Source organism: Ensifer sp. (genome assembly GCF_035999185.1).
Classification (GTDB): domain Bacteria; phylum Pseudomonadota; class Alphaproteobacteria; order Rhizobiales; family Rhizobiaceae; genus Ensifer.
In genome coordinates this window covers 59,566-85,617 of the sequence record NZ_DASYHB010000121.1, presented here as the reverse complement: position 1 = coordinate 85,617, position 26,052 = coordinate 59,566, and the positions used below count along the sequence as shown (strand labels likewise).

At 62.2% G+C, this 26,052-nt stretch carries 25 protein-coding genes and 1 tRNA gene; 11 read left to right on the top strand and 15 right to left on the bottom strand.

Features of this window, described 5'->3' with window-relative positions:
- Window positions 1-140: 140 nt before the first annotated feature.
- From mmsB to chvE, 3 genes are all read right to left on the bottom strand, one after another.
- Window positions 141-1,349: a multiple monosaccharide ABC transporter permease gene (gene mmsB, locus VGO04_RS15560; RefSeq protein ID WP_327496861.1), complete on the bottom strand. Its 1,209-nt coding sequence runs from the start codon at window positions 1,347-1,349 to the stop codon at window positions 141-143.
- A complete protein-coding gene (mmsA, locus tag VGO04_RS15555; protein ID WP_327496860.1) occupies window positions 1,349-2,884 on the bottom strand; it encodes a multiple monosaccharide ABC transporter ATP-binding protein in 1,536 nt (511 codons plus the stop codon). Before mmsA ends, mmsB begins: the two co-directional genes overlap by 1 nt.
- 100 nt (window positions 2,885-2,984) lie before the next feature.
- A complete protein-coding gene (gene chvE / locus VGO04_RS15550; protein ID WP_327496859.1) occupies window positions 2,985-4,052 on the bottom strand; it encodes a multiple monosaccharide ABC transporter substrate-binding protein in 1,068 nt (355 codons plus the stop codon).
- 286 nt (window positions 4,053-4,338) lie between these two features.
- On the opposite strand from chvE, the gene VGO04_RS15545 reads away from it, so the two are divergent.
- Both VGO04_RS15545 and VGO04_RS15540 read left to right on the top strand, forming a co-directional pair.
- On the top strand, window positions 4,339-5,310 hold the full coding sequence (locus VGO04_RS15545) for a LysR family transcriptional regulator (protein WP_327496858.1): 972 nt from the start codon (window positions 4,339-4,341) through the stop codon (window positions 5,308-5,310).
- Between the two features lie 123 nt (window positions 5,311-5,433).
- Window positions 5,434-5,883: a hypothetical protein gene (locus VGO04_RS15540; RefSeq protein WP_327496857.1), complete on the top strand. Its 450-nt coding sequence runs from the start codon at window positions 5,434-5,436 to the stop codon at window positions 5,881-5,883.
- Between the two features lie 3 nt (window positions 5,884-5,886).
- Here VGO04_RS15540 and VGO04_RS15535 read toward each other — a convergent pair whose 3' ends face one another.
- Entirely contained in the window at window positions 5,887-6,147 is a 261-nt protein-coding gene (locus VGO04_RS15535) for a hypothetical protein (protein WP_327496856.1), read from the bottom strand.
- A gap of 348 nt (window positions 6,148-6,495) precedes the next feature.
- Between VGO04_RS15535 and iolG the strand changes: the two genes are divergently transcribed.
- Window positions 6,496-7,488, top strand: coding sequence for an inositol 2-dehydrogenase (gene iolG, locus VGO04_RS15530; RefSeq protein ID WP_327496855.1), 993 nt, complete (start codon window positions 6,496-6,498; stop codon window positions 7,486-7,488).
- A gap of 78 nt (window positions 7,489-7,566) precedes the next feature.
- Here iolG and VGO04_RS15525 read toward each other — a convergent pair whose 3' ends face one another.
- Together VGO04_RS15525 and VGO04_RS15520 are read right to left on the bottom strand one after the other, a co-directional pair.
- A complete protein-coding gene (locus VGO04_RS15525; protein ID WP_327496854.1) occupies window positions 7,567-9,927 on the bottom strand; it encodes a bifunctional diguanylate cyclase/phosphodiesterase in 2,361 nt (786 codons plus the stop codon).
- A gap of 118 nt (window positions 9,928-10,045) precedes the next feature.
- Window positions 10,046-11,272 carry an ROK family transcriptional regulator gene (locus tag VGO04_RS15520; RefSeq protein ID WP_327496853.1) on the bottom strand — a complete coding sequence of 409 codons (1,227 nt, stop codon included), beginning with the start codon at window positions 11,270-11,272 and terminating at the stop codon, window positions 10,046-10,048.
- Between the two features lie 349 nt (window positions 11,273-11,621).
- Here VGO04_RS15520 and xylF point away from each other — a divergent pair, with 349 nt between their 5' ends.
- The 3 genes from xylF (at window position 11,622) to VGO04_RS15505 (ending at window position 15,022) form a co-directional block, all read left to right on the top strand.
- Window positions 11,622-12,659 carry a D-xylose ABC transporter substrate-binding protein gene (gene xylF, locus VGO04_RS15515; protein ID WP_327496852.1) on the top strand — a complete coding sequence of 346 codons (1,038 nt, stop codon included), beginning with the start codon at window positions 11,622-11,624 and terminating at the stop codon, window positions 12,657-12,659.
- Window positions 12,660-12,886: 227 nt separating this feature from the next.
- The gene (locus VGO04_RS15510) at window positions 12,887-14,224 is read left to right on the top strand and encodes a sugar ABC transporter permease (protein WP_327496851.1); all 1,338 of its coding nucleotides are present in this window, start codon (window positions 12,887-12,889) and stop codon (window positions 14,222-14,224) included.
- Window positions 14,225-14,236: 12 nt separating this feature from the next.
- On the top strand, window positions 14,237-15,022 hold the full coding sequence (locus VGO04_RS15505) for an ATP-binding cassette domain-containing protein (RefSeq protein WP_065773423.1): 786 nt from the start codon (window positions 14,237-14,239) through the stop codon (window positions 15,020-15,022).
- Window positions 15,023-15,090: 68 nt separating this feature from the next.
- Here the strand turns inward: VGO04_RS15505 and VGO04_RS15500 are convergent, their stop codons facing one another.
- On the bottom strand, window positions 15,091-15,516 hold the full coding sequence (locus tag VGO04_RS15500) for a GtrA family protein (RefSeq protein WP_327496850.1): 426 nt from the start codon (window positions 15,514-15,516) through the stop codon (window positions 15,091-15,093).
- Between the two features lie 179 nt (window positions 15,517-15,695).
- On the opposite strand from VGO04_RS15500, the gene VGO04_RS15495 reads away from it, so the two are divergent.
- Genes VGO04_RS15495 through VGO04_RS15485 form a run of 3 tightly spaced genes read left to right on the top strand, consistent with a single transcriptional unit; the run spans window position 15,696 to window position 18,592 of the window.
- Entirely contained in the window at window positions 15,696-16,094 is a 399-nt protein-coding gene (locus VGO04_RS15495) for a hypothetical protein (RefSeq protein WP_327496849.1), read from the top strand.
- The gene (locus VGO04_RS15490; protein ID WP_327496848.1) at window positions 16,057-17,529 is read left to right on the top strand and encodes a GMC family oxidoreductase; all 1,473 of its coding nucleotides are present in this window, start codon (window positions 16,057-16,059) and stop codon (window positions 17,527-17,529) included. The genes VGO04_RS15495 and VGO04_RS15490 overlap by 38 nt, the downstream gene beginning before the upstream one ends.
- A gap of 34 nt (window positions 17,530-17,563) precedes the next feature.
- The gene (locus tag VGO04_RS15485; protein WP_327496847.1) at window positions 17,564-18,592 is read left to right on the top strand and encodes an NAD(P)-dependent oxidoreductase; all 1,029 of its coding nucleotides are present in this window, start codon (window positions 17,564-17,566) and stop codon (window positions 18,590-18,592) included.
- Here the strand turns inward: VGO04_RS15485 and VGO04_RS15480 are convergent.
- From VGO04_RS15480 to VGO04_RS15470, 3 genes are read right to left on the bottom strand one after another with little or no spacing between them, the layout of a single operon-like run.
- Entirely contained in the window at window positions 18,576-19,331 is a 756-nt protein-coding gene (locus VGO04_RS15480; RefSeq protein ID WP_327496846.1) for an HAD family hydrolase, read from the bottom strand. The genes VGO04_RS15485 and VGO04_RS15480 overlap by 17 nt on opposite strands.
- Window positions 19,331-20,341 (bottom strand): UbiA family prenyltransferase, encoded by a 1,011-nt coding sequence (locus VGO04_RS15475; RefSeq protein WP_327496845.1) that lies wholly within the window; start codon window positions 20,339-20,341, stop codon window positions 19,331-19,333. The genes VGO04_RS15480 and VGO04_RS15475 overlap by 1 nt, the downstream gene beginning before the upstream one ends.
- A gap of 46 nt (window positions 20,342-20,387) precedes the next feature.
- The gene (locus tag VGO04_RS15470) at window positions 20,388-21,866 is read right to left on the bottom strand and encodes a glycosyltransferase family 39 protein (RefSeq protein ID WP_327496844.1); all 1,479 of its coding nucleotides are present in this window, start codon (window positions 21,864-21,866) and stop codon (window positions 20,388-20,390) included.
- A gap of 176 nt (window positions 21,867-22,042) precedes the next feature.
- On the opposite strand from VGO04_RS15470, the gene VGO04_RS15465 reads away from it, so the two are divergent.
- Window positions 22,043-22,213 (top strand): hypothetical protein, encoded by a 171-nt coding sequence (locus VGO04_RS15465; RefSeq protein WP_327496843.1) that lies wholly within the window; start codon window positions 22,043-22,045, stop codon window positions 22,211-22,213.
- A 43-nt stretch (window positions 22,214-22,256) separates the two neighbouring features.
- Window positions 22,257-22,333 (top strand) — tRNA-Arg (locus VGO04_RS15460).
- A 444-nt stretch (window positions 22,334-22,777) separates the two neighbouring features.
- Here the strand turns inward: VGO04_RS15460 and VGO04_RS15455 are convergent.
- The 5 genes from VGO04_RS15455 to VGO04_RS15435 all read right to left on the bottom strand — a co-directional run bounded on the left by VGO04_RS15455 (window position 22,778) and on the right by VGO04_RS15435 (window position 25,962).
- A complete protein-coding gene (locus tag VGO04_RS15455; RefSeq protein ID WP_327496842.1) occupies window positions 22,778-23,314 on the bottom strand; it encodes an OmpA family protein in 537 nt (178 codons plus the stop codon).
- Between the two features lie 14 nt (window positions 23,315-23,328).
- Entirely contained in the window at window positions 23,329-24,018 is a 690-nt protein-coding gene (locus tag VGO04_RS15450) for a L,D-transpeptidase (protein ID WP_327496841.1), read from the bottom strand.
- A 296-nt stretch (window positions 24,019-24,314) separates the two neighbouring features.
- Window positions 24,315-24,668, bottom strand: coding sequence for a hypothetical protein (locus tag VGO04_RS15445; protein ID WP_327496840.1), 354 nt, complete (start codon window positions 24,666-24,668; stop codon window positions 24,315-24,317).
- A 193-nt stretch (window positions 24,669-24,861) separates the two neighbouring features.
- The gene (locus tag VGO04_RS15440) at window positions 24,862-25,332 is read right to left on the bottom strand and encodes an aminoacyl-tRNA deacylase (RefSeq protein ID WP_327496839.1); all 471 of its coding nucleotides are present in this window, start codon (window positions 25,330-25,332) and stop codon (window positions 24,862-24,864) included.
- Between the two features lie 84 nt (window positions 25,333-25,416).
- Entirely contained in the window at window positions 25,417-25,962 is a 546-nt protein-coding gene (locus tag VGO04_RS15435) for a dTDP-4-dehydrorhamnose 3,5-epimerase family protein (RefSeq protein WP_327496838.1), read from the bottom strand.
- Between the last annotated feature and the right edge of the window lie 90 nt (window positions 25,963-26,052).

The window sequence follows — 26,052 nt, the reverse complement described above, 5'->3', positions numbered from 1 at the left end:
CCAGTCTTCGCCATTTCAAGGCAAAATCGTCCCCGTGGGTGGCTCTCGCCACCCAATTCCGGCGGTCCGAGCCGCCGATCCTGGCAGCCGCGGCTGCCGGTGAATGTTACTGGTTTACGCCGGGTCTTATGGCTTTCCGCTCAACCCTTGTTCTTGTTGTAGACATCGAAGAACACGGCAGCGAGCAGCACGAGGCCCTTGATCAGCTGCTGGTAGTCGATGCCGATACCCATGATCGACATGCCGTTGTTCATGACGCCCATGATGAAGGCGCCGATGACGGCACCGATGATCTTGCCGACGCCACCCGACGCCGAAGCGCCGCCGATGAAGCAGGCCGCGATCACGTCGAGTTCGAAGCCAACGCCGGCCTTCGGCGTTGCCGAGTTGAGGCGGGCCGTGATGATCATGCCGGCAAGTGCCGCCAGCACGCCCATGTTGACGAAGGTGTAGAAGGTCAGCCGCTCGGTGTTGATGCCCGATAGCTTCGTCGCCTTGACGTTGCCGCCCATCGCATAGATGCGCCGGCCGATGGTCGAGCGCGTGGTGACGAAGGTGTAGAGCGCAATCAGCACGGCCATGGCGATCAGCACGTTCGGCAGGCCGCGATAGGTCGCAAGCTGGAAGCCGATGAACAGCGCCACGGCGGCGATCACGGCCATCTGCACTGCGAAGAAGACGAAGGGCTCGTTCTCGCTGCCGTGCTGCTCGTTGATCTTGCGATCGCGAAGGCCCGCATAGATCGCGTAGCCGACGAGGGCGATGACCGCCACGAGCGCCACCATGTTCTGAATGATTTCAGGCGCCGGGTTGAGGAAATAGAGGAAGTCCGGAACAAAGCCCGTCGACAGCAGCTGGAACTCCTTCGGGAACGGACCGATCGGGCGGCCACCGAGCACCACATAGGTGAGCCCGCGGAAAACCAGCATGCCGGCCAGCGTCACGATGAAGGACGGGATCTTCTGGTAGGCGACCCAGTAGCCCTGCGCCGCCCCCATGATGCCGCCGACGGCAAGACAGGCGGGAATGACGATGATGGCCGGAAGCCCCCATTTGACCAGCATGATCGCCGAGATCGCGCCGATGAAGGCGACGATCGAGCCGACCGAAAGGTCGATATGCCCGGCAACGATGATCAGCAGCATGCCGAGCGCCATGATCACGATGAACGAGTTCTGCAGCACCAGGTTGGTGATGTTGACCGGTTTGAACAGGACGCCGTTGGTGACGAACTGGAAGAACAGCATGATCACCACGAGCGCGACCAGCAGGCCGTATTCGCGGATGTTGTTCTTCAGATAATCCCCGATCGAGGGTTTGTTGGCTTGGGTGCTCGTATCGGCGACCATTAGTGTTTCTCCCCTGAACGCATGATGGCACGCATGATGGATTCCTGGCTCGCCTCCGCCTTCGAGAGCTCGGCAACGATGCGGCCCTCGTTCATGACGTAGATGCGATCACAGGTTCCAAGCAGCTCCGGCATTTCCGATGATATCATCAGAATGCCTTTACCCTCGGCGGCAAGTTGGTTGATGATGGTGTAGATCTCATATTTCGCGCCGATATCGATGCCGCGCGTCGGCTCGTCGAGAATGAGAACCTCCGGATTGGTGAACAGCCACTTCGACAGCACCACCTTTTGCTGGTTGCCGCCTGAGAGATTGACCGTTTCCTGATAGATCGAGTGCGAACGGATGCGCAGCTTCGCGCGATAGTCGGAGGCGACCTTCGCCTCCTTGCGGTCGTCGATGACGCCGTTCGAAGCAACCGCCTTCAGATTGGAGAGCGTCGTGTTCTCCTTGATGTTGTTGATCAGCACGAGGCCGAGCTGCTTGCGGTCTTCGGTGACGTAGGCAAGACCGGCATCGATCGCCCGCGGGATGGTGCTGACATCGACCGGCTTGCCGCGCATCGACACTTCGCCGGTGATCTTGTGGCCCCAGGACTTGCCGAAGAGGCTCATCGCAGTCTCGGTGCGTCCCGCTCCCATCAGGCCGGCAATGCCGACGACTTCGCCGGCGCGAACGGTGAAATTGACGTCGTGCAGGAACTGCCGGTCGCGGTGCTGCTGGTGGAAGACGTTCCAGTTCTTCACTTCGAGCAGCGTCTCGCCGACCTTGGGCTCGCGCGGCGGATAGCGGTCTTCCATCGCGCGGCCGACCATGCCCTTGATGATCCGGTCCTCGCTGATGTCTTCGCCATGACAGTCGAGCGTCTCGACCGTTCCGCCGTCGCGCAGGATGGTGATCTGGTCGGCGACTTTGCGGATCTCGTTCAGCTTGTGCGAGATGATGATCGACGTCATGCCCTGGGTGCGAAACTCCATCAGGAGCTTCAGCAGCGCGTCGGAATCGGTTTCGTTGAGCGAGGCGGTCGGCTCGTCGAGGATCAGCAGCCGTACCTTCTTCGACAGTGCCTTGGCGATTTCGACCAGCTGCTGCTTGCCGACACCGATGTCGGTGATCAGCGTCGCCGGGCTTTCGCTCAGGCCCACCTTCTTCAGGAGTTCCTGCGTGCGGGCAAAGGTCTGCGGCCAGTGGATCACGCCGTTGCTGGCGATCTCGTTGCCAAGGAAGATGTTTTCGGCAATCGACAGGAGTGGCACCAGTGCCAGTTCCTGGTGAATGATGATGATGCCAAGGTCTTCACTGTCGGAGATGGTCGAGAAGCGACGGGCTTCGCCGCCGTAATGGATCTCGCCCTCATAGGTGCCGGCGGGATAGACGCCGCTCAACACCTTCATCAGCGTCGACTTGCCAGCACCGTTTTCGCCGACGAGTGCGTGGATTTCGCCCTCGCGGACCTTGAAGCTGACATTGTCCAGCGCCTTGACGCCCGGAAACGTCTTGGTGATGCCCCGCATTTCAAGAATGATATTGTCCATGTTCAGTCATTCCAGCGGCAGTCTTTGAAGAGAGTACCGGCTCCGTCATCTGGATAAAAGGGCCCGCGCGTCAGCACGGGCCCTCTGGCGTTCAAAAAGATCAGTTGTTGATCTGATCTTCGGTGTAGTAGCCCGAGCTGACGAGCACGTCCTTGACGTTGGACTTGTCAACGGCGACCGGCTTCAGCAGGTACGACGGAACAACCTTGACGCCATTTTCATAGGTCTTGGTGTCGTTCACTTCCGGCTCCTTGCCTTCCATGATCGCGTTGACCATGCCGACGGTGACCTTGGCGAGTTCGCGCGTGTCCTTGAAGATCGACGAATACTGTTCGCCAGCAAGGATCGACTTGACCGACGGCAGTTCTGCGTCCTGGCCGGTAACGACAGGCATCGGCATGTCGCCCGAGCCGTAGCCGACGCCCTTCAGCGCCGAGATGATGCCGATCGAGAGACCGTCATAGGGCGAAAGAACGCCGTCAACCTTGGCGTCGGTGTAGTTCGACGACAGCAGGTTTTCCATGCGGGCCTGGGCAACGGCACCGTCCCAACGCAGCGTACCGACCTGGTCCATGCCCTTCTGGCCGGACTTGACGACGATCTTGCCGCTGTCGATCAGCGGCTGCAGGACCGACATCGCGCCGTCGTAGAAGAAGAAGGCGTTGTTGTCGTCAGGCGAACCGCCGAACAGCTCGATGTTCTTCGGTTCGGTTGCACCGTCGAGCTTCAGGCCTTGGACCAGCGACGTTGCCTGCTGCACGCCGACCTGGAAGTTGTCGAAGGTGGCGTAGTAGTCGACATTGCCCGAATCGCGGATCAGACGGTCATAGGCAATGACCTTGACGCCGGCGTCGTGGGCCTTCTGCAGAATGTCGGACAGCGTCGTGCCGTCGATGGCGCCGATGACCAGGACCTTGGCGCCCTTGGTCACCATGTTTTCGATCTGGGCGAGCTGGTTCGGAATGTCGTCGTCAGCAAACTGCAGGTCCGGCGTGTAGCCGGCGTCCTTGAACAGCTTCTCCATGGTCTCGCCGTCGGAAATCCAGCGGGTCGACGTCTTCGTCGGCATGGAAATGCCGACCGTGCCTTTGTCCTGAGCAAACACCGGCGCAGCGAAGGACGCGATCGAGATCGCGGCGGCTGCGAGAAGCGAAGTCATCAGTTTCATCAGTTCTCTCCCAATAAAGTTGAAGCCGGCAGGCTATGCCTTCCCGTCTATGCGCAGCAATCCGCAGCCAGAGATCGTCGTCTCCGGCGGCGGATCAACGTGAAGGATTACCCTCCCCGCCTCGCATGCTCCCACACGCGCTGGCACATAAGCAAAAACTGGAATCAAAACCTATAACTGTCAAATGCAATATAGCTTTAAAGATATACCAAAAATGATATAGCATGCCTAAACAGTGTGATTTTTGAAAATCCTTGAAAACCGACGAAATCGAGAAAGGTTGGGGATGCGTGATCAGAAACCCGGCATGTCAGGAGAGCTCTTCGATTCCGCGCTGTTCCGCTCAGGCCTGAAGATCAGCCATCTCCGGCTGATTCTCGCGATCGACGATCACAGGCGCATCAGCGCCGCCGCAGAAGTGCTCGGCATGTCACAGCCGGCCGCCTCGCGCATGCTCTCGGAAATCGAGATCATGCTGAAGGCGCCGGTCTGCGAGCGCGTCGCACGCGGCGTCGAATTGACCCCCTATGGCGAGGCGCTGGCGCGGCGCGCGCGCACCATCTTCCTTGAGCTTCGGGAAGCGTCGCGCGAGATCAGCGAACTGAAGACCGGCAGCGGCGGCTCGGTGTCGCTGGGCTCCGTCACCGGCCCGGCGCTCAATCTGGCGGTCCCTGCGATCCGCCAGGTCATCACCGCCTATCCCGGCATCGAGATCAACGTCCAGATCGAAAACAGCAACGTGCTGGCGCGAGAACTGCTCGCCGCACGGCACGACTTCATCATCGGTCGCATTCCCGATGATCAGTCGCCGCGACTCTTCAACATGGTTGAGATCGGTTACGAGGAAGTCTGCCTGATCGTGCGCGACGGCCACCCGCTGCTCGACAAGCCCATGGTGGGCGCGGAGGACCTGCCCTCCTACGACTGGGTTTTCCAGCCGCCAGGCACGCTTCTGCGCCGCGCCGTCGAAGACAGTTTCATGTCGGCCGGCGTCAGGCTGCCGGCGACCGTCATCAACACCTCGTCGATCATCCTGACCCTGTCGATCGTGCGCAACACCAATGCCATCGCGCCGGTGGCACTCGACGTCGCCAACCTTATCGCCAGCAACGGCACGCCGGCCGGCGAGATCCGCATCCTGAAAACGGAAATCCCGATCCGTATCAAGCCTTACAGCCTGATCACCGCCGAAGGCCGCGCGCTGCCGCCGAGCGCCAAGCTGCTCTACGACCTGATCCTGAAACAGGGCCGCGCCTGATCAGCCCGGCATTATCGCCTCGATCAGCCTCAGCATGATCGAAGCGATCAGCCTGGGCATGATCTAAACGATCAGCCTGGGATAATCTCCGGACGCCATAGTGCCGCTCCAATCGGAGGCCGCATGTTTGGAATGTCGGTGTTTCAGTCGGTGCTCGAACGGCTGAAGACGGAAGAGGATGGCGAGCTCACATCGATGGACGACGCGCCCGTCGCGGCGCCGCGCGCGCGCGCGTTTGCACCTGCATTTGCCGCCGAGAGCATCGGTGCTGCCGCCTTCGGAGCCGTTGAGCGCGCCTATTTCGACGCCGCCTTCGTCGAACCGCCGCCGCCACCCGTCATGCCGGAGCATCTTCACCGGACCAGCCTTGCCGAAGTGGCAGAAGAACTGGCCCTCACCGACGATGAAACGGCAGCGACGCTTGCGGCGCGAAGGCGCATGTTCGCCGCAGACAATCATCCCGACCGCCTGCCCGCTGAATTCCGCGCCAATGCGACGATCCGGATGAAACTTGCCAACATGCTGATCGATGAAGCTGCGCGCCAGGTTCGCGAAGCCGGCATGGCGTCGTGACGGTCAGCCGGCGCTACCGCCCTCGTCGCCCTTGCCTCCGCCTGTTTCGCCGTTTTCGAGCTTTTCAGCATCCTTGTCGCTCGGCTTGTAAAACACCAGGAGCGCGGCCGAGGTATAGGCTGTGACCGCCAGGAAGATCATTCCCCACATCGGCTGCTCATGCCAGAATTCAACCGCCGTCCAGACGGCACAGAAAATGACGATCAGCAGACGGATCCACAGCGGGCGGTAAAAGGGGTGGTCCGGGTCGATGAACTTGCGCATGCTGTCCTCTGGCGGCCTTGTTCTTGTGTGACCCATTTACGGGAAGATCATCGCCAACAGCAAGCCCAAGGCACGCCTCGCCCCCTTGACGCGCACAACAAAAATGGAATAAAAATTCCGAAATACTTCACATCAGTTATTTCGTTCCGAATGCAGATGCTGCGGGACCGCGATGTGGAGGTGGAGGTATCAAGGGAGAGACGCCGGCGCGAGCGTTACAGCGCGCAATCGCATCGCCGCATTTCTTCGACCCATTCGCGGATAAAGCGTTCCGCGGCGCCTTTGCGCGATGAGCGCCAATCATCACGCCCCTTCCCGGTCGCGAACCGGAATTCGAGAGAAACAGAGATGACAGTGAGATTTGGTCTTCTGGGCGCCGGCCGCATCGGCAAGGTTCACGCGAAAGCCGTCAGCGGCAATCCGGACGCCGTGCTCGTCGCCGTCGCCGACGCCTTCCCGGCCGCTGCCGACGCCATTGCCAAGCAGTATGGCTGCGAGGTCCGTACCATCGAGGCGATCGAAGCGGCCAAGGACATTGACGCCGTCGTCATCTGCACCCCGACCGACACCCATGCCGACCTGATCGAGCGCTTTGCCCGCGCCGGCAAGGCGATCTTCTGCGAGAAGCCCGTCGATCTCGACGCCGAGCGCGTCAAGGCCTGCCTCAAGGTCGTCACTGAAACCAAGGCCAAGCTGATGGTCGGCTTCAACCGTCGCTTCGACCCGCATTTCATGGCCGTGAAGAAGGCGATCGACGCCGGCAAGATCGGCGATGTGGAAATGGTGACGATCACTTCGCGCGACCCGGGCGCGCCGCCGGTCGACTACATCAAGCGTTCCGGCGGCATCTTCCGCGACATGACCATCCACGATTTCGACATGGCCCGCTTCCTGCTCGGCGAAGAGCCGGTCTCGGTGACGGCAACCGCGGCCGTTCTCGTCGACAAGGCGATTGGCGAAGCTGGCGACTACGACAGCGTCTCGGTCATCTTGCAGACGGCCTCCGGCCGCCAGGCGATCATCTCCAACTCCCGCCGCGCCACCTACGGCTACGACCAGCGCATCGAAGTGCACGGCTCCAAGGGTGTCGTTTCGGCCGAGAACCAGCGCCCGGTCTCGATCGAGATCGCGAACGGCGAAGGCTATACCCGCCCGCCGCTGCACGATTTCTTCATGACCCGCTACACCGAAGCCTATGCCAACGAGATCGAGAGCTTCATCGCTGCGATCGAAAAGGGCGCAGAGATCACGCCGTCGGGCAAGGACGGCCTGGCCGCGCTGGCGCTGGCCGACGCCGCCGTGAAATCGGTCACCGAAAAGCGGCAGATCAGCGTCGCCTGACCGCGCATCGCCAGTAACAACAAGAGAAGGCCGGGCGCCATGCGCCCGGCCTTTGTTCATTGCATTTGCAGCTGCCCGTCAGCCGTCGGCCCGCGCCGGCTCCCTCTGGTGCGCCGCGTCGGTCTGACCGGTGCTCGGCGCTGCCCCCGGGCGTCCCGGGAGGAACCCCTGTATCTGCAGGCAACCTTCTTCCGTCAGGATCTGCCGCTGCCGTTCGGTTTCGACACCCTCCGTCACGACCGCGAGCCTGAGGCTGTGGCCAAGCGCGATGATCGCGCGCACGATCGCCTGCGCCGAAGGATCCTTTTCAAGCGCTGCGGTGAAGCTGCAATCGATCTTGAGTTTGTCGAAGGGAAATGTCTGCAGATTGCTGAGCGAAGAATGCCCGGTGCCGAAGTCGTCCATGACGATCCGGACACCGAGGACCCGCAGCCGAACAAGCACCGCCAGCACATCGTCGCGATTGTGCATCAGCGCCTTTTCGGTGATCTCGAGCTCCAGGCGCCACGGGTCGAGCCCGGTCCGGCGCAATATGCCCGCGACGTGGTCAAAAAGATTGGGCAAGAGGAACTGAACTGGGGAAATGTTGACCGAGATCGGCAGTGGCTCGTTCCATTTGGCGGCCTCCGCGCAGGCCTGCTCCAGCACCCATTCGCCGATCTGAATGATCGAGCCGCTTTCCTCGGCGATCGGGATGAACACGTCGGGCCCGATCAGCCCGCGTTGCGGATGGTTCCAGCGCAAAAGCGCCTCATAGCCGATGATCCGGTCGCTCTGCACCTCGACCAGCGGCTGGTATTCGAGAAAGAACTGGCGCCGCAGAACCGCGTGGCGGAGATCATTTTCGATCTGCCGGCGGGTGCGCACCGCTTCATCCATCGCTCGATCGAAGAAGCAGGCGGTACCCTTGCCGCTTTGCTTGGCGCGGTAGAGCGCGGTATCGGCATTGTTGCGCAGCTGATCTGCGACCTGTCCGTCGGCCGGAAAGATCGCGGCGCCGATGCTGACCCCCACAGCTGTCGGGTCGCGGTTGGTGTCCATCTCGGCGGCAAACAGCGCCAGGATGCGATCCGTCAGCTGGCGCGCCGCCGCCGGCTGCTTGCCGCCGACCTGGATGATCGCGAATTCGTCGCCGCCGAGCCGGGCGACCGTGTCGTGCTCGCCAGCCGCCTCACGCAGGATGTCGGCAACCTTGCGCAGGATACGGTCACCCTCTCCATGGCCGAAGATGTCATTGACCGCCTTGAAGCGGTCGAGGTCAAGACAAAGGATGGCCAGCTCGTCTTCCCTGACGGAGGTCGCCGCCAGCGTTTGGGCAAGGCGCCGGTCGAAAAACGCGCGGTTCGGCAGGTCGGTGAGAGCGTCGTGATGCGCCAGGTGCTCGATGGTGCGTTCCGCTTCCTTGCGGGCGCGCAAGTCGCGCACGAAGATCACCTCGCATTCGCGGCCGCGATACTCGATCCTCCGGCACATGAACTCGACCGGGATCGTCTTCCCATCGGCATTCAGAAGTTCGATCTCGCCGGGGCCATCGCCGCGCCTGTGCCCTTCAAGGCCCTCGTCGCCGAAGACAAATATCTCTCCGGGACCTCGCCCGGAAAGCTCCCATAGCGGCCGGCCGGTCAGATCGCAAAACCGCTCGTTCGCCTCGACGATGACGCCGTCGAAAACAATCGCCATGCCTTCAAGCGAGGCGTTGGCAAGCCCGCGCAGGTCAGTCAGGTGCCGATCGAGGAAGAGAGCGCCGAAGGCGAGCACGATCAGCGTCGTCGAGGCGACGATCACGCCTCCAGCCAGCCAGGCCGGGTGGATTGTTCCGGCAACCGCGACATTGGCCTCGGGCACCAGGGTGATGCCGCTCATGGAGGTAAAATGCAGGGCGCAAATGCCGAGCACCAGAAGCAGCGTGGACACGACCAGACGCCGGACGCTGCGCAGGACCTGGAAGGCGTAGAGTGCTGCGCCCGAAAGCAGCGTTCCGGCCAGCACCGCCGAGACGGTCGCTTCGGCCTGGTAGGAAATATGCCCCTGGATTTCGATCGCCCGCATGCCGGTGAAGTGCATCGCCGCAACGCCGGCACCAAGCAGGGCCCCGCCGGTGGTCATCGAAACGCGGGAGCCCCCATGGAGCCCGACCGCGAAGGCGAGCCAGGAGGAGGCGATCGCGACGACCACAGAAAGCGCCGTGCCCCAGCTGCCATAGGCAACCGGAACGCCGCCGTCATAGGCAAGCATTGCAATGAAGTGCGTCGACCAGACGCCAATGCCACAGGCAAACCCGCAGGCGGCAGTCCAGAGACCGCGTTGACTGCCTTCGCTTCGCTGAGCGCGCAGCAAGAGGAGCATCGTCGCGACGCTGCCTGCAAGGCAGACGACCGCGGCAGCCAGGATAAGGCGCCAGTCATGATCGTCGCGTATGCATGCAATCACTGAAAACATGAGCGTCTCCCGCGTCACCGCCACATTGACAAGGAGTCGCTAAATAACTGTAAATTGCATTGCTGGAATTGTTCGCCTTCGGCACAACCCCAAAAATGGTTGCGCGACGGAGTACGCCTCAACCGTGCATGAGCGTGGCGCCCGCGCTGGCGATTTCACCGTCGATGACGCCCAGGGCGCGCTCCAGGTGCCCCTCGAAGACGAGACGCTGCTCATCGGCCACGATCGAAATTTCCGGAGCCCCCTGAAGGCGCACCTGCATGGACTGCGCGAGCCCCTCGTCTATCCCCGGCCGCATAAGATCAAGATAGCGGATGCCAGGCCCCGTGACGTGAACCGGCATGCGCTCGTAGAGGCTCAGCATGCGCGAGATGCCGTTGCCGAGAGCGACGCCTGCCTGGCGAAACGCGTAGCCGGCCATACGGTGGCCTTGCCGCGCGCTGGCAGCGATCTTGTCGAGTTCGGTGACCGGAACGAATTTGGCGGGGATCGTGTCCGGCGGCACTTCGAAGGCGGCACGCAGGATGCCGTAAAAGCCGGCGGCCGCCTCGATGCAGCCATAGGCGCCGCAGCGGCAAAGGCCTGCCGAGGGCGCGTGCAGCATGTGGCCGAAGTTCGGCGCGCTGACATCCATCTCGCCGCCTTGGCTCCTGCGTGCGACGCCAAGGCCGATGCTGTGACCGAGCGAGATTGCCGCAAGCGCCCTGAATCCGGTCTCCGGCTTACGCGCGGCTTGCGCGGCGAGCGCCTGCGCGACCAGCAAGGTTTCGTTGCTGAGCATGACTTTCGCGCGCCACTGCGGCGCAAGCAGCCTTGAGAAATCCAGCTCCTCGCGGCCGAAAACCGGCGACCACAGGAGCCTGGCGGTCTCGCCGTCCACCAGCCCCTTGCTGCTGATCGAGACGGCAAGCACCCGGTCCCGGTCGAGCCTTGAGCGTTGCAAGAGGCGTTCAAGCGCCTCAACAAAGGCACGGGCAAACGGCGCCGTGCCGCGCTCGTCGTGGTTCCGCGTTTCGTCAAACCGGTCCAGCAGCGTGCCGCCATAGTCGATCAGCGAATATTGCACGATGTCGGACGAGATCCTGACGACGACGAGATGGCCGTAGTCCCGGCGCGGCGTAAACAGGACGCGCGGCCGCCCTCGCCCGCCCTGAACCTGCTGCTCCGCCTTTGCCAGCACACCTGCCTTCTCGAGTTCGGCCGTAATCGCTGAGACGGTCGCGGAAGCAAGCCCCGTTTCCGTCGAGATCTCCGTATGAGACAGATTTCCGGCACGCCGGAGCGCCGCCAGCACCAGCGCGCTGTTTTGCTGACGCACAAGCTCAGTGCTGGACTTGGTCAGCATGAGACGTCCCTGTCAGTGGCGGATCCTTCAAACACATGCCCCTCCCAAAGCATCTGTTGAGCGGTGAAACAAGGTACGGCCGGCCTTGTCGACAGCCTTCTGTGGCATCGTTTATCCCGACCGTCGAGAGCCAGCGGATAAGGCCGCAGGCGCAGCGCCTGTTGAAGCCGCAACCAGCGCGTTCACCGCCGTGTTGACAGCCCGAAAAATCCATGACATTCATTTTCTCGACTGTCGAGAAAATAATTCCGCACCCTGCTGCGGCGCAATCTACGACAGCGTTCTAGGGCCGGTGGAGGATGGTGCGGGAGGTTCGCACGCTCGGCTGGCCGTCACTCGGGAGGATAAAATGAAATCCGTTTTGAAGCTGATGGCAGGCGTTGCCGTCATCGTTTCCCTGCATTCCGTTGCCCAGGCGAAAGACCTGGTCGTCGGCGTTTCCTGGTCGAACTTCCAGGAAGAGCGCTGGAAAACCGACGAAGCCGCCATCAAGGCAGCGCTCGAAGCTTCCGGCGACAAGTACATCTCCGCTGACGCACAGTCGTCCGCCGCCAAGCAGCTGACCGACATCGAGTCGCTGATTGCCCAGGGCGCCAACGCGCTGATCGTGCTTGCCCAGGACAGCGACGCCATCGGCCCGGCCATCGAAAAGGCTGCCGCCGAAGGCATTCCGGTCGTCGGCTACGACCGCCTGATCGAAAACCCGGCCGCCTTCTACATCACCTTCGACAACAAGGAAGTCGGCCGCATGCAGGCCCGCGAAGTGTTCAAGGTGAAGCCGGAAGGCAATTACGTCTTCATCAAGGGCTCGTCTTCCGACCCGAACGCCGACTTCCTCTTCTCCGGACAGATGGAAGTGCTGAAGGAAGCCGTCGACGCCGGTAAGATCAAGAATGTGGGCGAAGCCTACACCGACGGCTGGAAGCCCGAAAACGCCCAGAAGAACATGGAGCAGTTCCTGACCGCCAGCGACAACAAGGTCGATGCGGTCGTCGCCTCCAACGACGGCACCGCCGGCGGCGCAATCGCTGCCCTCGATGCACAGGGTCTCGCCGGCTCCGTTCCGGTTTCCGGCCAGGACGCCGACAAGGCGGCGCTGAACCGCGTGGCACTCGGCACGCAGACCGTTTCGGTCTGGAAGGACAGCCGAGAACTCGGCAAGCGCGCGGCTGAAATCGCAGCCGAGCTTGCAAGCGGCAAGAAGATGGAAGAAATCGCCGGCGTCACCGCCTTCAACGGCGGCCCGAAGGGCGTGGCCATGCAGTCGGTCTTCCTCGCACCGCTGCCGATCACCAAGGACAACCTGAACGTCGTCATCGACGCGGGCTGGATCTCCAAGGCTGAAGCGTGCCAGGGCGTCAAGGGCGACGTAGCGGCTTGCAAGTAAGCCGCATCGGCAAAATCAAGCGCTGACTGAGACAAGCGCCGCAACGCACCCCGTTGCGGCGCTTGCACAAGGTGCGGACGCGGCGGACAATGCCCGCATGCGTAACCACCGCAGTTCAGGGGATCGCTCGGCTTTTGCCGTCGCACCGGACTTGTCGCGTCCACTCCGGCTCTTGGTGCCGCCTGACGCGATGACATCAACAACATACGTGGGGGGAAGGCACGTCCATGGCCGACATCACACAAGGTAAAACTCAGGGCAAGACACAAAGTGCACAGGCAAACCGTGCCCGTGTCGCGGACGAAAACCCGGTGAAGCGGTTCTTCCGCGCAACCGAAATCGACACCCGGCTGCTCGGCATGGTCGGCGCGCTCGTCATCATCTGGGCCGGCTTTCAGATCATGACCGGCGGCCTGTTCCTGACGCCGCGCAACCTTTGGAACCTGACGGTCCAGACCTCCTCCGTCGCCGTCATGGCGACCGGCATGGTGCTGATCATCGTCACCCGCAACATCGACCTGTCGGTCGGCTCCGTGCTCGGCTTCTGCGGCATGGTCATGGGCGTCATGCAGGTGAAGTTCCTGCCGCAGTTCTTAGGCCTTGAACATCCGGCCATCTGGATCATCACGCTTGCCTGCGGCATCGCCGTCGGCGCCGCCATCGGCGCGGTCCAGGGCTCGATCATCGCCTTCCTCAACGTGCCCGCCTTCATCGTCACGCTCGGCGGCCTGCTCGTCTGGCGCGGCGCCACCTGGTTCGTCACGAGCGGCCAGACAGTTGCACCGATGAACACCACCTTCCGCCTCATGGGCGGCGGCACCGAAGGCTCGATCGGCGCCACGGCCAGCTGGATCGTCGGCATCATCGCCTGCATCGCCATCGTCGGCGCCATCCTCAACTCGCGCAAGCAGCGCAAGCGCTTCGGCTTCCCGCTGCGCCCGGTCTGGGCCGAATACTTCCTGTCGATCCTCGGCTGCGTGCTGGTGCTTGGCGCGATCTCGGTTGCCAACCACTACTACTGGCCGACCAACATCGCCCGCAAATACGCCGACGCCAACGGCATCGCCTGGCCGGACGGCGGACTGCAGATCTCGCACGGCATCGCCATTCCGGTGCTGATGGCGATTACCGTCGGCATCGTCATGACCTTCATCGCCACGCGCCTGCGCTTCGGCCGCTATGTCTTTGCACTCGGCGGCAACCCCGAGGCTGCCGAACTTGCCGGCATCAAGACGCGCTGGGTCACCGTCAAGATCTTCACGCTGATGGGCATTCTGTGCGCCATCGCCGCGGCGATCTCGACTGCCCGCCTCAACGCGGCGACCAACGCGCAGGGCGAACTCGACGAACTCTACACGATCGCCGCAGCCGTCATCGGCGGCACCTCGCTTGCCGGCGGCGTCGGCACGATTGCCGGTGCCATGATCGGTGCGCTCGTCATGCAATCACTACAGTCGGGCATGGTGCTCTTGGGGATTGACAGCCCGTTCCAGCGCATCGTCGTCGGCGTCGTCCTCGTCGTTGCCGTCTGGCTCGACACTATCTACCGCGCCCGCGCCAAGTAAGGAGTACGATCCATGAAAGACCAACGCACTCCCCTTGTGGAAATGAAGAACATTTCCATCTCCTTCGGCGGCATCCATGCGGTCGATAACGCCTCCGTCGATCTCTACCCCGGCGAGGTCGTGGCCCTGCTCGGCCACAACGGCGCCGGCAAGTCGACGCTGATCAAGATCCTCTCGGGCGCCTACAAGCGCGATGCCGGCGAGATCCTGATCAACGGAGAAGCCGCCGACATCAACAACCCGCGCGACGCCAAGAAATACGGCATCGAGACGATCTACCAGACGCTCGCCGTCGCCGATAACGTCGACGCCGCCGCCAACCTCTATCTCGGTCGCGAGCTCAGGACCCCCTGGGGCACGCTCGACGACGTGGCGATGGAGGCGAAAGCCCGCGAGGTCATGGGGCGTCTCAACCCCAACTTCCAGCGCTTCAAGGAGCCGGTAAAGGCTCTTTCCGGCGGTCAGCGGCAGTCGGTGGCGATTGCGCGCGCGATCCTCTTCGACGCCCGCATCCTGATCATGGACGAGCCGACGGCAGCCCTTGGGCCGCAGGAAACCGCCCAGGTCGGTGACCTCATCAAGCAGCTGAAGCGCGAAGGCATCGGCATCTTCCTGATCAGCCACGACATCCACGACGTCTTCGACCTCGCCGACCGTGTGTCGGTCATGAAGAACGGCCAGGTCGTCGGCCAGGCCCGCACCGAGGACGTCACCAAGGACGAGGTGCTCGGCATGATCATCATGGGCAAGGTGCCGCCCAAGGCGATCCCCGGCCCCGGCGCCATGCAGATGGCTTAAGACGAGGCTCGGTTTCGTCGGGAAACCCGACCATCACAACGATGCCGCATCCTCGCGATGCGGCATTTTTATTTGCCCGCTTGAGCCTGTCCCGTGTCAGGCGCTTCATCGTCACGCCGCGTGCGGAAGATCAGCAGCCGGCTGAGCGCATAATTCACCGAGAAGACGAGGAGCAGCGCCAGCGCCTGAGCGAACACGTAGTGCATGACGGTGGTGAGCAGGCTGAAGGCGACCGCGTTTATTCCCGCGCCAAGGGTCGACACGGCCAGGAACTTCGGCAGGGCCTGAAGGTGCGGCTCGTCGGACCGAAAGGTGAAGCGTCGCTGCAGGAAATAGTTGACGACGACAGCGAAATAGAAGGCGACGGTAGACGCATAGACGGGGGCCAGGCGCACGATCTCCACAAGCAAGGCGAGCGTCGCCACCTGCAGGCTCGCCGCAATGCAGCCGAAGACGAAGTAGCGGAAAAAGCTCGTATCCAGAAGGCGTCTCATCCGGTTGCCTCAGCATTTGGCAGTCGAGGATCACGACCGGCGACCAGCCGGAACCAATGTTTTAGTAGCTTTTGCTTATAAGAGCAGATAGAAATACTAACAGTAAAGAGCAGGCAGCCGTATTCATCAGAACAGTCTCAGGCTCCGCAGATGGGGCCGGTTTGATAACGGGCTCGGTCATGTCGCAGCATTTTCAACAGGCCATCCTGGCGCTCGGCGAGACGATTGCCCATGAACGCGGCTCTGTCGATGACAAGCGGGGCGCCTTGGGCGTGCGCGCCGCGGAATTTCTGCTTCGTGTCCACCGGCAGATGCCGGACTATCTGCGTCCGCCCTTCCATATTCTCGTGCTTCTTTTCAATGCCTGGCCCCTGCTCAGCAGAGGCAAATTTTTTCATCAGCTTCCGCTCGAAAATCGGCTGAGCGAACTCGACAAATGGCGGCGGTCCCGCCTGGAGTTCAAGCGGCGCTTTGTCGAGTTCCATGTTTCATTGGCATTATTCGGTATTTACTCAGACCTTTACGGCCAGGACTATCAGCATGAACCTGTCGCAATCGGAGCGCCGGCCGGCCCCTGAGAGGCTCGTCCCCGACGTCATCGTCATTGGATCCGGCCCGGGCGGGGCGGTGACCGCCACCCGATGCGCGGAAGCCGGAAAATCCGTGCTGATGCTCGAGGAAGGCCCGCATCTGTCCCTGGACTCGGCCCCGCATTTCTCCCGCGAAGAAATCTTGCAGAAGTACCGCAACGCCGGCGTCAACATCGGCTTCGGCGCCACCAAGATCGCCTATGTCGAAGGGCGTTGCGTCGGCGGCGGAAGCGAGATCAACCGGGGCCTCTATCACCGCACCTCATCGTCGGTTCTTGACCGCTGGGCCAAGGACTATCGGGTGGACGCGCTGAGCCTTGAAGAGCTCGTCCCGCATTTTGACGCCTGCGAGGCGGTGGCAAGGGTCGAGTACCTGCCGGGCCCGGCGCCGCAACTTTCGGTGCGGCTCGATGAGGGAGCACGGCGGCTCGGCTGGTCATCTCTCGAAGTGCCGCGCCTTTATGCCTACGCGGCAGGTGCGGCGGGCGGCGCGCCCGGCCGCAAGCAATCCATGTCGGAAACCTTCGTGCCGCGCTTCCTGCAGGCCGGCGGCATGTTGATGCCCGAGACCTGCGCCACCAAACTCACCCAGTCGAACGGGCAATGGCTGGTCCAGGCGCGCAGCAACGGCGCGGGCGGACCGCGCCAGATCGAACTGAAGGCGAAAACCGTCTTTATCGCCGGCGGCGCGGTGCAAACCCCTTGGCTGCTGCGACGCTCGGGCATCACCCGCCACGTGGGCGACAGCCTGCGCTTCCATCCGATGCTGAAGGTGGTGGCGGTCTTCCCGGACGAACTCAACACCCCCGGCGAACTTGAGCCGGTGCACCAGATCAAGGAATTCGACCCGCGTTTCAGCATGGGCTGCTCGATGAGCAAGCGGCCGGCACTGGCGCTCGCCATGGCTGCGCACCCTGACATGATCGACACGGTCGACCAGGATTGGCGGCGCATGGCGATCTACTACGTGCAGAGCACCGGCGGATCCGGCAAGGTACGCTCCCTGCCCGGCTTTCGCGACCCGCTGGTGCGCGTCGGCCTTCAGCCTGCGGACCTGAAGGAACTGGCAGACGGCCTTGCGCGCCTCGCCGAGGTTCTCTTTGCCGCCGGCGCGCTTGCCGTCTATCCGAGCATCCCTGGCTACCCGGTGCTGCGGTCGCTGGCAGACATCGCCAGGCTTCCCGAAACGCTGCCACCCAAGCAGGCGAATGCCACCGCGCTTCACCTCTTCTCTTCCTGTCCGATGGGCGAGAACGCCGAGAAGTGTGCGGCCAATTCGTTCGGGCGCGTGCACGGCGCCACCAATCTCTACATCGCCGACGCTTCGCTTCTGTGCGGCCCGACGGTCGTCAACCCACAGGGCACCGTCATGGCGGTCGCCCATCGCAACGTCACCCGCGCGCTCGAGGATCGAGCGATCTGATCAGACACTCCCCTTAGAGGGCCTGGAGGGACATATGCGGCATCTCATCACCGGCGGATCAGGCTTCATCGGCAACCTTGCCGCCAGGCGGCTGCGCGAACAGGGCGACCAGGTGCGGGTCCTCGACGTCTGGGAAGATCAGACCCGTCCAAAGGACATCGAGTTCGTCAACTGCTCCGTTCTCGATCGCGACGGCGTGCGGGCCGCCATGCGCGATGTCGACGTCGTGCACCACAATGCAGCCCTCGTGGCGCAGACGGATGCCGGCCGCGACTACTGGAACGTCAACGTCGAGGGAACGCGCATCGTCTGCGAGGAAGCGGCCAGGGCCGGCGTCAGGTCGCTGATCCATGTCAGCTCGACCGCCGCCTATGGCATCCCGCCCTCCGGCCCGATCACGGCAGCCACGCCCCTTCGCCCGGTCGAGCCCTACGGCAAATCCAAGCGCGCCGGCGAAGAACTGGCCGAGGCAATCTGCCAGGCGGCCGACATGACGCTGATCACCATCCGCCCGCGCGCGACGCTCGGCAGCGGCCGGCTCGGCATCTTCCAGATCCTGTTCGAATGGATCACCGAGAACCGCGCGGTCTATGTCATCGGATCCGGCAACATCAAGTTCCAGTTCGTCCACGCCCATGACCTCATGGACTTCTACATGCTGGCGCTGAACGCCGGCAGGAGCGGCACCTACAACGTCGGCACGGATCGCTTCGGCACGTTGCGCCACGATCTGGAGGCCCTGGTGCGCTATGCGGGCAGCACCTCGAAGGTGAGAAGCCTGCCGACGGGCCTCACCATCAACACGCTTCGCACGCTGCACTGGCTCCGGGTCTCGCCCCTGGTGCCCTGGCACTACCTGACCTACCACAAGGAGTGCTACTTCGACGTCGAGCCGCTGCTTGCCATGGGGTGGCGCCCGAAATACTCCAACGAAGCCATGCTGCAGGAGAGCTACGACTGGTACCTGAAGAGTTCCAAGATCGCAGCCGCCGTCACCGCAAAGAGCCCGCACCGCACCCCGATCAAGCAGGGCGCGCTCTGGCTGCTCAAGATGATGTCGTGACGGAGGACGGCGACGCCGCGGCGGCCACCCCGAGCCGCTCGGTCAGGGGACGAAAGATTTCGTCGTCATAGCCGCGGAATGTATCGACACCCGCAATCGGCCGGGCACTGCGGATCAGCGCCCGCATGCCGAGGCCCTTGGCAACAGCCCCGTCACGGTCGACCCGGTCGCCGATCATGATCGCCGTTTCGGGAGTTGCCTGCGCACGGTTGAGCACGTGGGCAAGGCCGGCCGGATGCGGTTTCAGAACGCCGACCTCGGGGTCAGTCCCGCAGACGACAATGTCCGCGTCGAGGCCGAGGGCCTTCAGCTTCCTTGCAGCCGGGTAATCCGAAAGGACCGCGAGCGTTTTTCCCTCAGCCGCAAGGCCCGCGAACACTCGCTCGACCCCGCGACAGCGGCAGGAGCGCAGAATATCGAGAGGCCGGCGCTCGATCCATTCCTCGACCGTTGCCTTCACGGTTGCGACCGGGCGTCCGCAACGCTCGGCCGCAAGCGCGAATTGCCGTGTGGCGATGTCCGTTGCCATCGCTTCGCCAAGCTCCTCGCGGCAGTCCCGAAAGGCCCTCAAGATGCGAAGCTTGTCGAGACTGCGCGTGCGTACCGCATCGGCAAGAAGCCTCAGCAGCATGACGCTGCGCAACCGCCGCTGGTCGTAGAGCGTGCCGTCCAGATCGAAGACGACAAGGCGCAATTGATCCCAGTCAACAGCGCCATTCGGCAGTCTGGAGCCCACCATTACAGCGACGATACCGGCACGAGGAACGAGGCGGCCATGAAGTCAAGTATCGGCACGTCGACGAAGCTTGCGAACAGGAAGACGATGACGGTCAAGGCCAGCATCACGTCCAGCCGGCGCGAGTGAAACAACCGTTCAGGCCGTTGCACCACCGAGCCCGGGCGGGTGGCAAGCCAGAGATAGACGGCAAAGAGCCCGCTGATGAACGGAAAGACGAGGATGTATTCCACCCGGTACTTGACCAGGAAGACCCCCAAGAGGAACGCCGTCATCATCGCATAGACGAAGCAGGAAACCGTGAGGCTCTCCTCCGTGTAGTATTCAAACGACCGTCGATACTTCTTCAGCACGGCAACGCCCGCATGGGAAGCAATGTCGCGGTATTCGCCAAGCCGCTTGGCGGCCATCAGAAAGGCGCCGGCCATCCAGTAGGCGGCGAGCACGCTGATCGGCGGCAGGGTCACCTGGTCGACGATTGCCCAGCCGAGAAGGAACCGGATGGGGTTGTTGAGGCACTCCGTCAGCACATCGAGATAGGGTTTGTCCTTCGCCCGGATCGGCTCGACATTGTAGACAATGCCCGAAAGCAGAAAGAGCACCGAGGTCGCGAAGAACAGCTTGCCGATGACCGCCGCAAGCAGCAATCCGGCAATGGCGAGAAGCAGGTATTCGCCGTAGACGATGCGGGGCTGCATCTCGACGACCACGGCGCGGCGCTTCGACTTGGTCGGATGCGCCGCATCTCTTTCCCGATCCAGCCACTCGTTGATGACATAGTTGGCCGACGCGATGCACACCGCGCTCAGGAGCCCAACGGGGATGTTGATGGCGAGGGAGGCGAAATCCGGCGCGGTGAGCGCACAGGCAAGGATGAGCCCTGGCAGGATGAAGACATGCTTTGTGACGTGATCGAAGCGGGCAAGGGACAGGTAATCGGCCATCTGTCCCTGCGGCTGCGGCAGAACGCCGACCGTTTCGATGCTTGTCGTGTTTTCCTGGTTTGCAGGCATGTCCTTCTCCTTGGATTAAGATCACATGCTCCTGTCCCGGCGCCCCCTATGGCGCGATGGCATCTTCCGCCTGGTAGATGCGGCCGTCCCTCTCCGAGCGCACAAGCTTCAGCTTGGCGAGCTTGACCAGCTCCTTCTCCGTCACCAGATAAAACCGCCAGTCGATCGCATCGACGAAGACGACATAGGCCTTCTTTTTCACCAGATCCTCGCGCAGGCGCACGAGCTGCGCATCCAGCGGGCCGGCGTCGCTTTCAAGGCCGGTCCGCCTCTCGCTGTAGGAGGGGATCCAATCCGTCCAGCGGCGCGTAAGAAAATTCAGCGGGTCGCAGGCATTGGTGAAAATGACCGCGTCCGCCGGCAGCGCCCGCACGGCGCCGACGATCGGCGACGATTTCCATGCAGTACTTTGAAAGCCGACGCCGTCCCGGAAGGCCTCGGTGGTTTGCGCGGCACTGCGCAGCGTGTGGATGGAGAGAAGGCAAAGCAGAATAATGGCGATCGATCGACGGGCGACCGGGGCGGAAGCGCGCCGGCCGCAGTAGTCTGCCGCTGCAATCACCAGGACGAACATGATCCCGACATAGAAGGGCAGCGAGTAGCGCGAGTTGAGCTGCAGGTTCGCCTCCACATGCACCGCGAGCACGACGAACAGCAGGTAGAAATATCCAAACAGACCGAAGATGAGCACGATCAGATCGCGATCGTCGGGCTTGCGTTCGGGCCAGTTCCGCTTGAGGGTTAAAACCAGGACCGCCGTTGCAATGACAAGCGCCAGAAGCAGCACCGGAATGCGGATGATCTGCGGCACCTGACTTGGTAACAGGAAGCTCGCAAGCAGGGACAGGCCGGCGAGCCAGCGCTCCGCGTCAGCGTTGCCATAAAACCAGACCGCGCGGCCAACAGCCCGGCCGACAAGGAGCTTGCTGACGATCACCCAGGCGAGGAAGATACCGGCGCTGCCGATAAAAAGGATGACGACGTCAACCAGCTTCTGGCGCAGGGAGCGCGCCGAATTGTAAAACAGCGCAATGGTTGCAAAAGCCGCGCCGATTGGTGGCGCCACGAAACGGGCGAGCATGGCAAGACCGATGCAGGCCGACGACGCTAGCAAAGCCCCCCGCCCCTGCTCCCGCATGTAGCGCATGAAAAAACGGACGGCGAGAAACGTCAGCGCCAGGAACAGCGCCTCGGACATCGCGATGGTGCTCGTCCAGAGGAAGGTCGGATGGACGATGATCAGCAGCGTCCCAACGGTCACATAGAACGGCTGGTCCGGCAACGCCGTCTTGAACAGCGAGAAGACGAGATAGGTGTTCAGAAGATAGAGCAGGAATGCAGCGCCCAGCGCGACATGCTCGAGTTCGAGCCCAAGGGATCCGCCGGCGCCCAAAAGCCACGCGTAAAGCGGCGCGTCGTAGGGCGTGCTGACGATCTGCATATAGCGGGTCGAATCCGGAAGGATGCCGATGCCGTTCCAGGTGTTCAGCACGAAGAGCACTGCCGACAAGGCGAGAAGTAACATCAACGCGGGATCGGAGCGCAGCCTCTCCAACGCCGGTTCTCCGGTCGTGAGGTTTCGAATGGCCAAAAACCTGCCCCCTCGCTAAAAAACGTTAATGGAGCATCGGGCAATCTAAATTAGTATTTTCTATAATATGAAATCTATAATGCGACATCCGTCGTCGCAAGGACGATCGCATGACCAATTCTAGCTACACCAAGCGGGTTATGCCGCTTCACAATAATGCGCTTCAGCCGACGCATCGTTTGCCCGAAACGATGCGCCACGACAACAGCGCAGCGAAGGATCATTGTTTCTACCACAATCTCTTGCGATTGGCCATTGAAGCCGCACGCAAGCTAGGCTAAGAACCGCTCACAGCCTGCTTCGGCGGCCCTGCCGCCAACGGATGCACCCGTAGCTCAGCTGGATAGAGTGTTGGATTCCGATTCCAAAGGTCACAGGTTCGAATCCTGTCGGGTGCGCCATTTTTTTCAATGAAAACAAACGTTCGCTGAGCCCGCGGTCGCTTTCCGCAGCGAGGATCTTGCCCCGGCACCTGCGCGGATGGCCTCCCTCGACTGACATGAAATCCGTTCGCCGATTCTCATTGCCAAGATGTCAGGTCGAGCGTCGAGCACTATGCGACGTGTTGCAGCGTCGAATTCCTGGAACTGGTCGCGAATTTCTTGGGAGATCGCACGATAGGCCACTTGGTCAGGGAGTATCGTTCAGCGCTTGACCGAAAAACACCGCGCCATCTTGGAAGAGTGGAACGTTTGCCGCCGTCAAGCCTTGAACCCACTTGCGATCCCGACCCTTCGGCAAGATCTCACGCGAAACAAGCCGAGCCGCGGCAACAACTAGGCCGCACTTCACCGTTCCTCCCGACCGCCACACAAACCGGCAAATCGTCGTGAACCGATCCGTGCTCAAGTCTCGTCGCGTTCCGTCCTGAGGTTCGTTACCACCCGCCGGTTTTGCACCTTGCAGGAGCGTTCGGTGCAGTCGCGGACCTCGCGATCGTTGCCGTAGCCCTTCGCCCACAGGCGGTTTGCGTCCACGCCCTTCGAGACGAGGTAGGCCATGACCGCGTCGGCGCGTTTCTGCGACAGCGTCTCCATCTTGGAGGCAGAACCGCTGTCGTCGGAGAAGCCCTGCAGCTTGACCAGCCAGCGCGGGTTGCTGTTGAGCCAGATCGCCTGTTTGTCGAGCGTTGCCTTGGCAACGCTGTCGAGTGCGGAGGAGTCTTGCGTGAAGTAGGTCCGGCGACCGACATTGAGGATGAAGTCCTCTTCGGTGCCGGCAGAAACCGTCTCGAAACCGGGCGCCGGGTCATCGGTCTTTCCGGTCATCGGGACTGCGGCCGGCTCTTCGACCGCGGCAATCTCGGTGGTGTTGCAGGCGGTCAGCGTCAGCAGAATGGCCGCAGCAGACAGCAGCCTCGTAAATCCGGGCATAGCGGGCATCGGGGTGATATTCCTTATTCGACCGGGGTTGCGACCGGAACTGCCGCCGGGGTTGCTTGACTGACCTCGGGGGCTTTGTCGGCGATATGCGGCAGGACCTGCACGGCGGTGCCGATCGGGCAGCGCTGATAAAGATCGATCGCATCCTCGTTGAACATGCGGATGCAGCCGCTGGAGGCATCCTTGCCGATGCTGCCCGGCTCCAGCGTGCCGTGGAAACGATAGCCGGTATCGACGCCATCGCGAAGCAGATACATGGCGCGGGGACCAAGCGGGTTCTTGGGCGAACCGCCGTCCACGAATTCAGGCAGTTCGGGATGGCGTTCGCGCATCTCCGGCGGTGGCGTCCAGCGCGGCCAGAGCGACTTGCGGTCGATCGTTGCGCGACCATACCACTTGAAGCCCTCCTTCCCGACGCCGACGCCATAACGGATGGCCGTCTTGTTCTCCATGATCAGGTAGAGGAAGTGGTGCCGCGTATCGACGACGACGGTGCCGATCGGCTCGCTGCTGAAATACTTGACGACCTGGCGCCGCCATTTCGGATCGATCTTGGCGAAGTTGGTGCTGCGGTAGGTCACGCCGTTGTCGACGGCCGGGCCGGAAAAATAGGATGTCGCCTTGGCAAAAGCCGGCCTCTGAGCCGCACCGGCGCCGAGAAGCGCCAAACTGCCAAGCATCATGTCCCTGCGCGTCAACTCCATCGGCAATATCCCCCGAAAGCCAAGCAACGAGGTCGCAGTAGATCAGATTTTCTGATTGCCACAACAGAAAACTCTAAAGCAGCGGTTCTTTCGCCGAACCTTAGAAAAGTAGCCTTTTTCCGTAGACTTCAGGTTTTGACGCCGCTTTGCCTTAGGGGCTGTGCCACCAAACACGAATTACAACGCGAACGCCGTTCAGGTCCTGTTCGGCATTTTACAGTGTACCAACAATAGCTTGCTATTCTCGTTGCAGGCGACGGACCAGGCCGCCGCGCCGCCCGGGCGCGCCGACCAGACTACTTGATATCGCGCGCCTGCCCCGACGCCCTGAGCTCCTCGATCGTCTTTCCAAGGCAGCTCCCACCCTCTTCGGCGCCGACCACCTTGGCCGCACCCGTCAGCGTGATCGTGCCGGCAAAATTGTCCGAAGCCACATAGGTCGCGGTACCGTCGGCCGTCACCTTGGACAGATAGAAGGCGTGCTGCGTGCCCTTGTATTCGCATGCGACGACGACTGGAAACTGGTCGAAAATGTTGGCCTGCGCAAATGCCGCCAAGCCGAAGGTCTGGGCCGCGGCTGCAACCGACAGTACCGCCAGCGATTTGGTCAAGGACCTGTTGGTCAAAGTTCTGGACGTCGTCTGCGTCATCGCCCCCACCCCCATCAAAAGGTGCCTATCCCGGTGATGGTGCAACCAAGTTGGGACTTTGACAAGATCTCCCCGGCGCATTCCGGCCGTGGCCCGTCTCGACCGCTGGTTGGAGCCCGAGATATCGCCGGGCAAGCGCCATGGTCGGAGCCGCCGAAGAAACCGACGACCCTGAGGACCTGAACAACTGAGATCACGCCGGGTGGCTGAAGCGGGCGATCCGCGCATCCTTCATCAGGTTGCGGAAGTTCGGTCCGCTCATGTGCACCAGCGTTCTGTGGTCGCCGCCCTCGAAATAGACGTCGTTGACGGCACCCAGGCTTTCGTCGAGCAGCACCGGCACGTCATAGGCCGATCCGACAGGCGGCACCGCGCCGATATCGCAATCGGCAAAAAGCGTGCACACCTCCTCTTCCGAAGCAAGGCCGAGGCGGCGGTCCATCACATCCTGCAGGGTGGAGAGCTCGACCCGGTGCGTGCTCGGAACCACAGCAAGCACGTAGCCCATCTCATGGTGGACGACCACGGACTTGGCAAGCCTGCTGCCGGGCACATGCGCTGCCCTGGCGGTCTGGCTGGTGGTGGCCGTGCGATGATGGTCGACGGTGTCGTAGGCGACCCCGGCACCATCGATGTAGTTCTGAAGTTTTCTGGCGATCGTCATCGTCGACACCCCTTCTGTCGTGGTGGCGCGGAGACTTCATTCTCCTCCCATCCGCTGCGAAGTCAACGATGGAGGCTTCGGCGATCAGCTCGCGATCGGCAGCACAGGCAGGGCCTGGTCGCGCGCCGACATCTGCCCGACCGGCAACGGCCAGGCGATTGCCAGTCGCGGATCGAGCGGATTAAGCCCGCCCTCAGCCTCGGGTGCATAGGGCTTGTCGTGCAGATAGATCAGTTCGCAATCGTCTGCGAGCGTCTGAAATCCATGGGCAAAGCCGCCAGGGATCATCATCGAGCGTCCGTTTTCCGCACTCAGCACTTCGCCGTGCCAATGCAGATAGGTCGGAGAACCTGGTCTGAGGTCGACCGCGACGTCGAAGACGGCGCCGGAAAGACAAGAGACGAATTTCGCCTCGTCATGCGGCGCGCGCTGAAAGTGCAGCCCGCGGATCGTGCCGGCCGCCTGCGTCAGCGTATGGTTGATCTGGGCGATCGTCCCACCTCCGCCGAAGTCGGCAAGCGCGTCGCGGCAGAAGAAGCGCGAAAAGAAACCGCGATCGTCGCCCCTGCGCTGCCGCTCGACAACCATCAGACCCGCTATGGGTGTAGAAATTCGATCGAAGCGCGACATGAAACCTTCCGCCGGAAACCAAGGACGACCCTTTCGCCCCTAAGAAACCGGCCTTGACCGTATTTACAATTGCCGACATGAAAGCGTTCA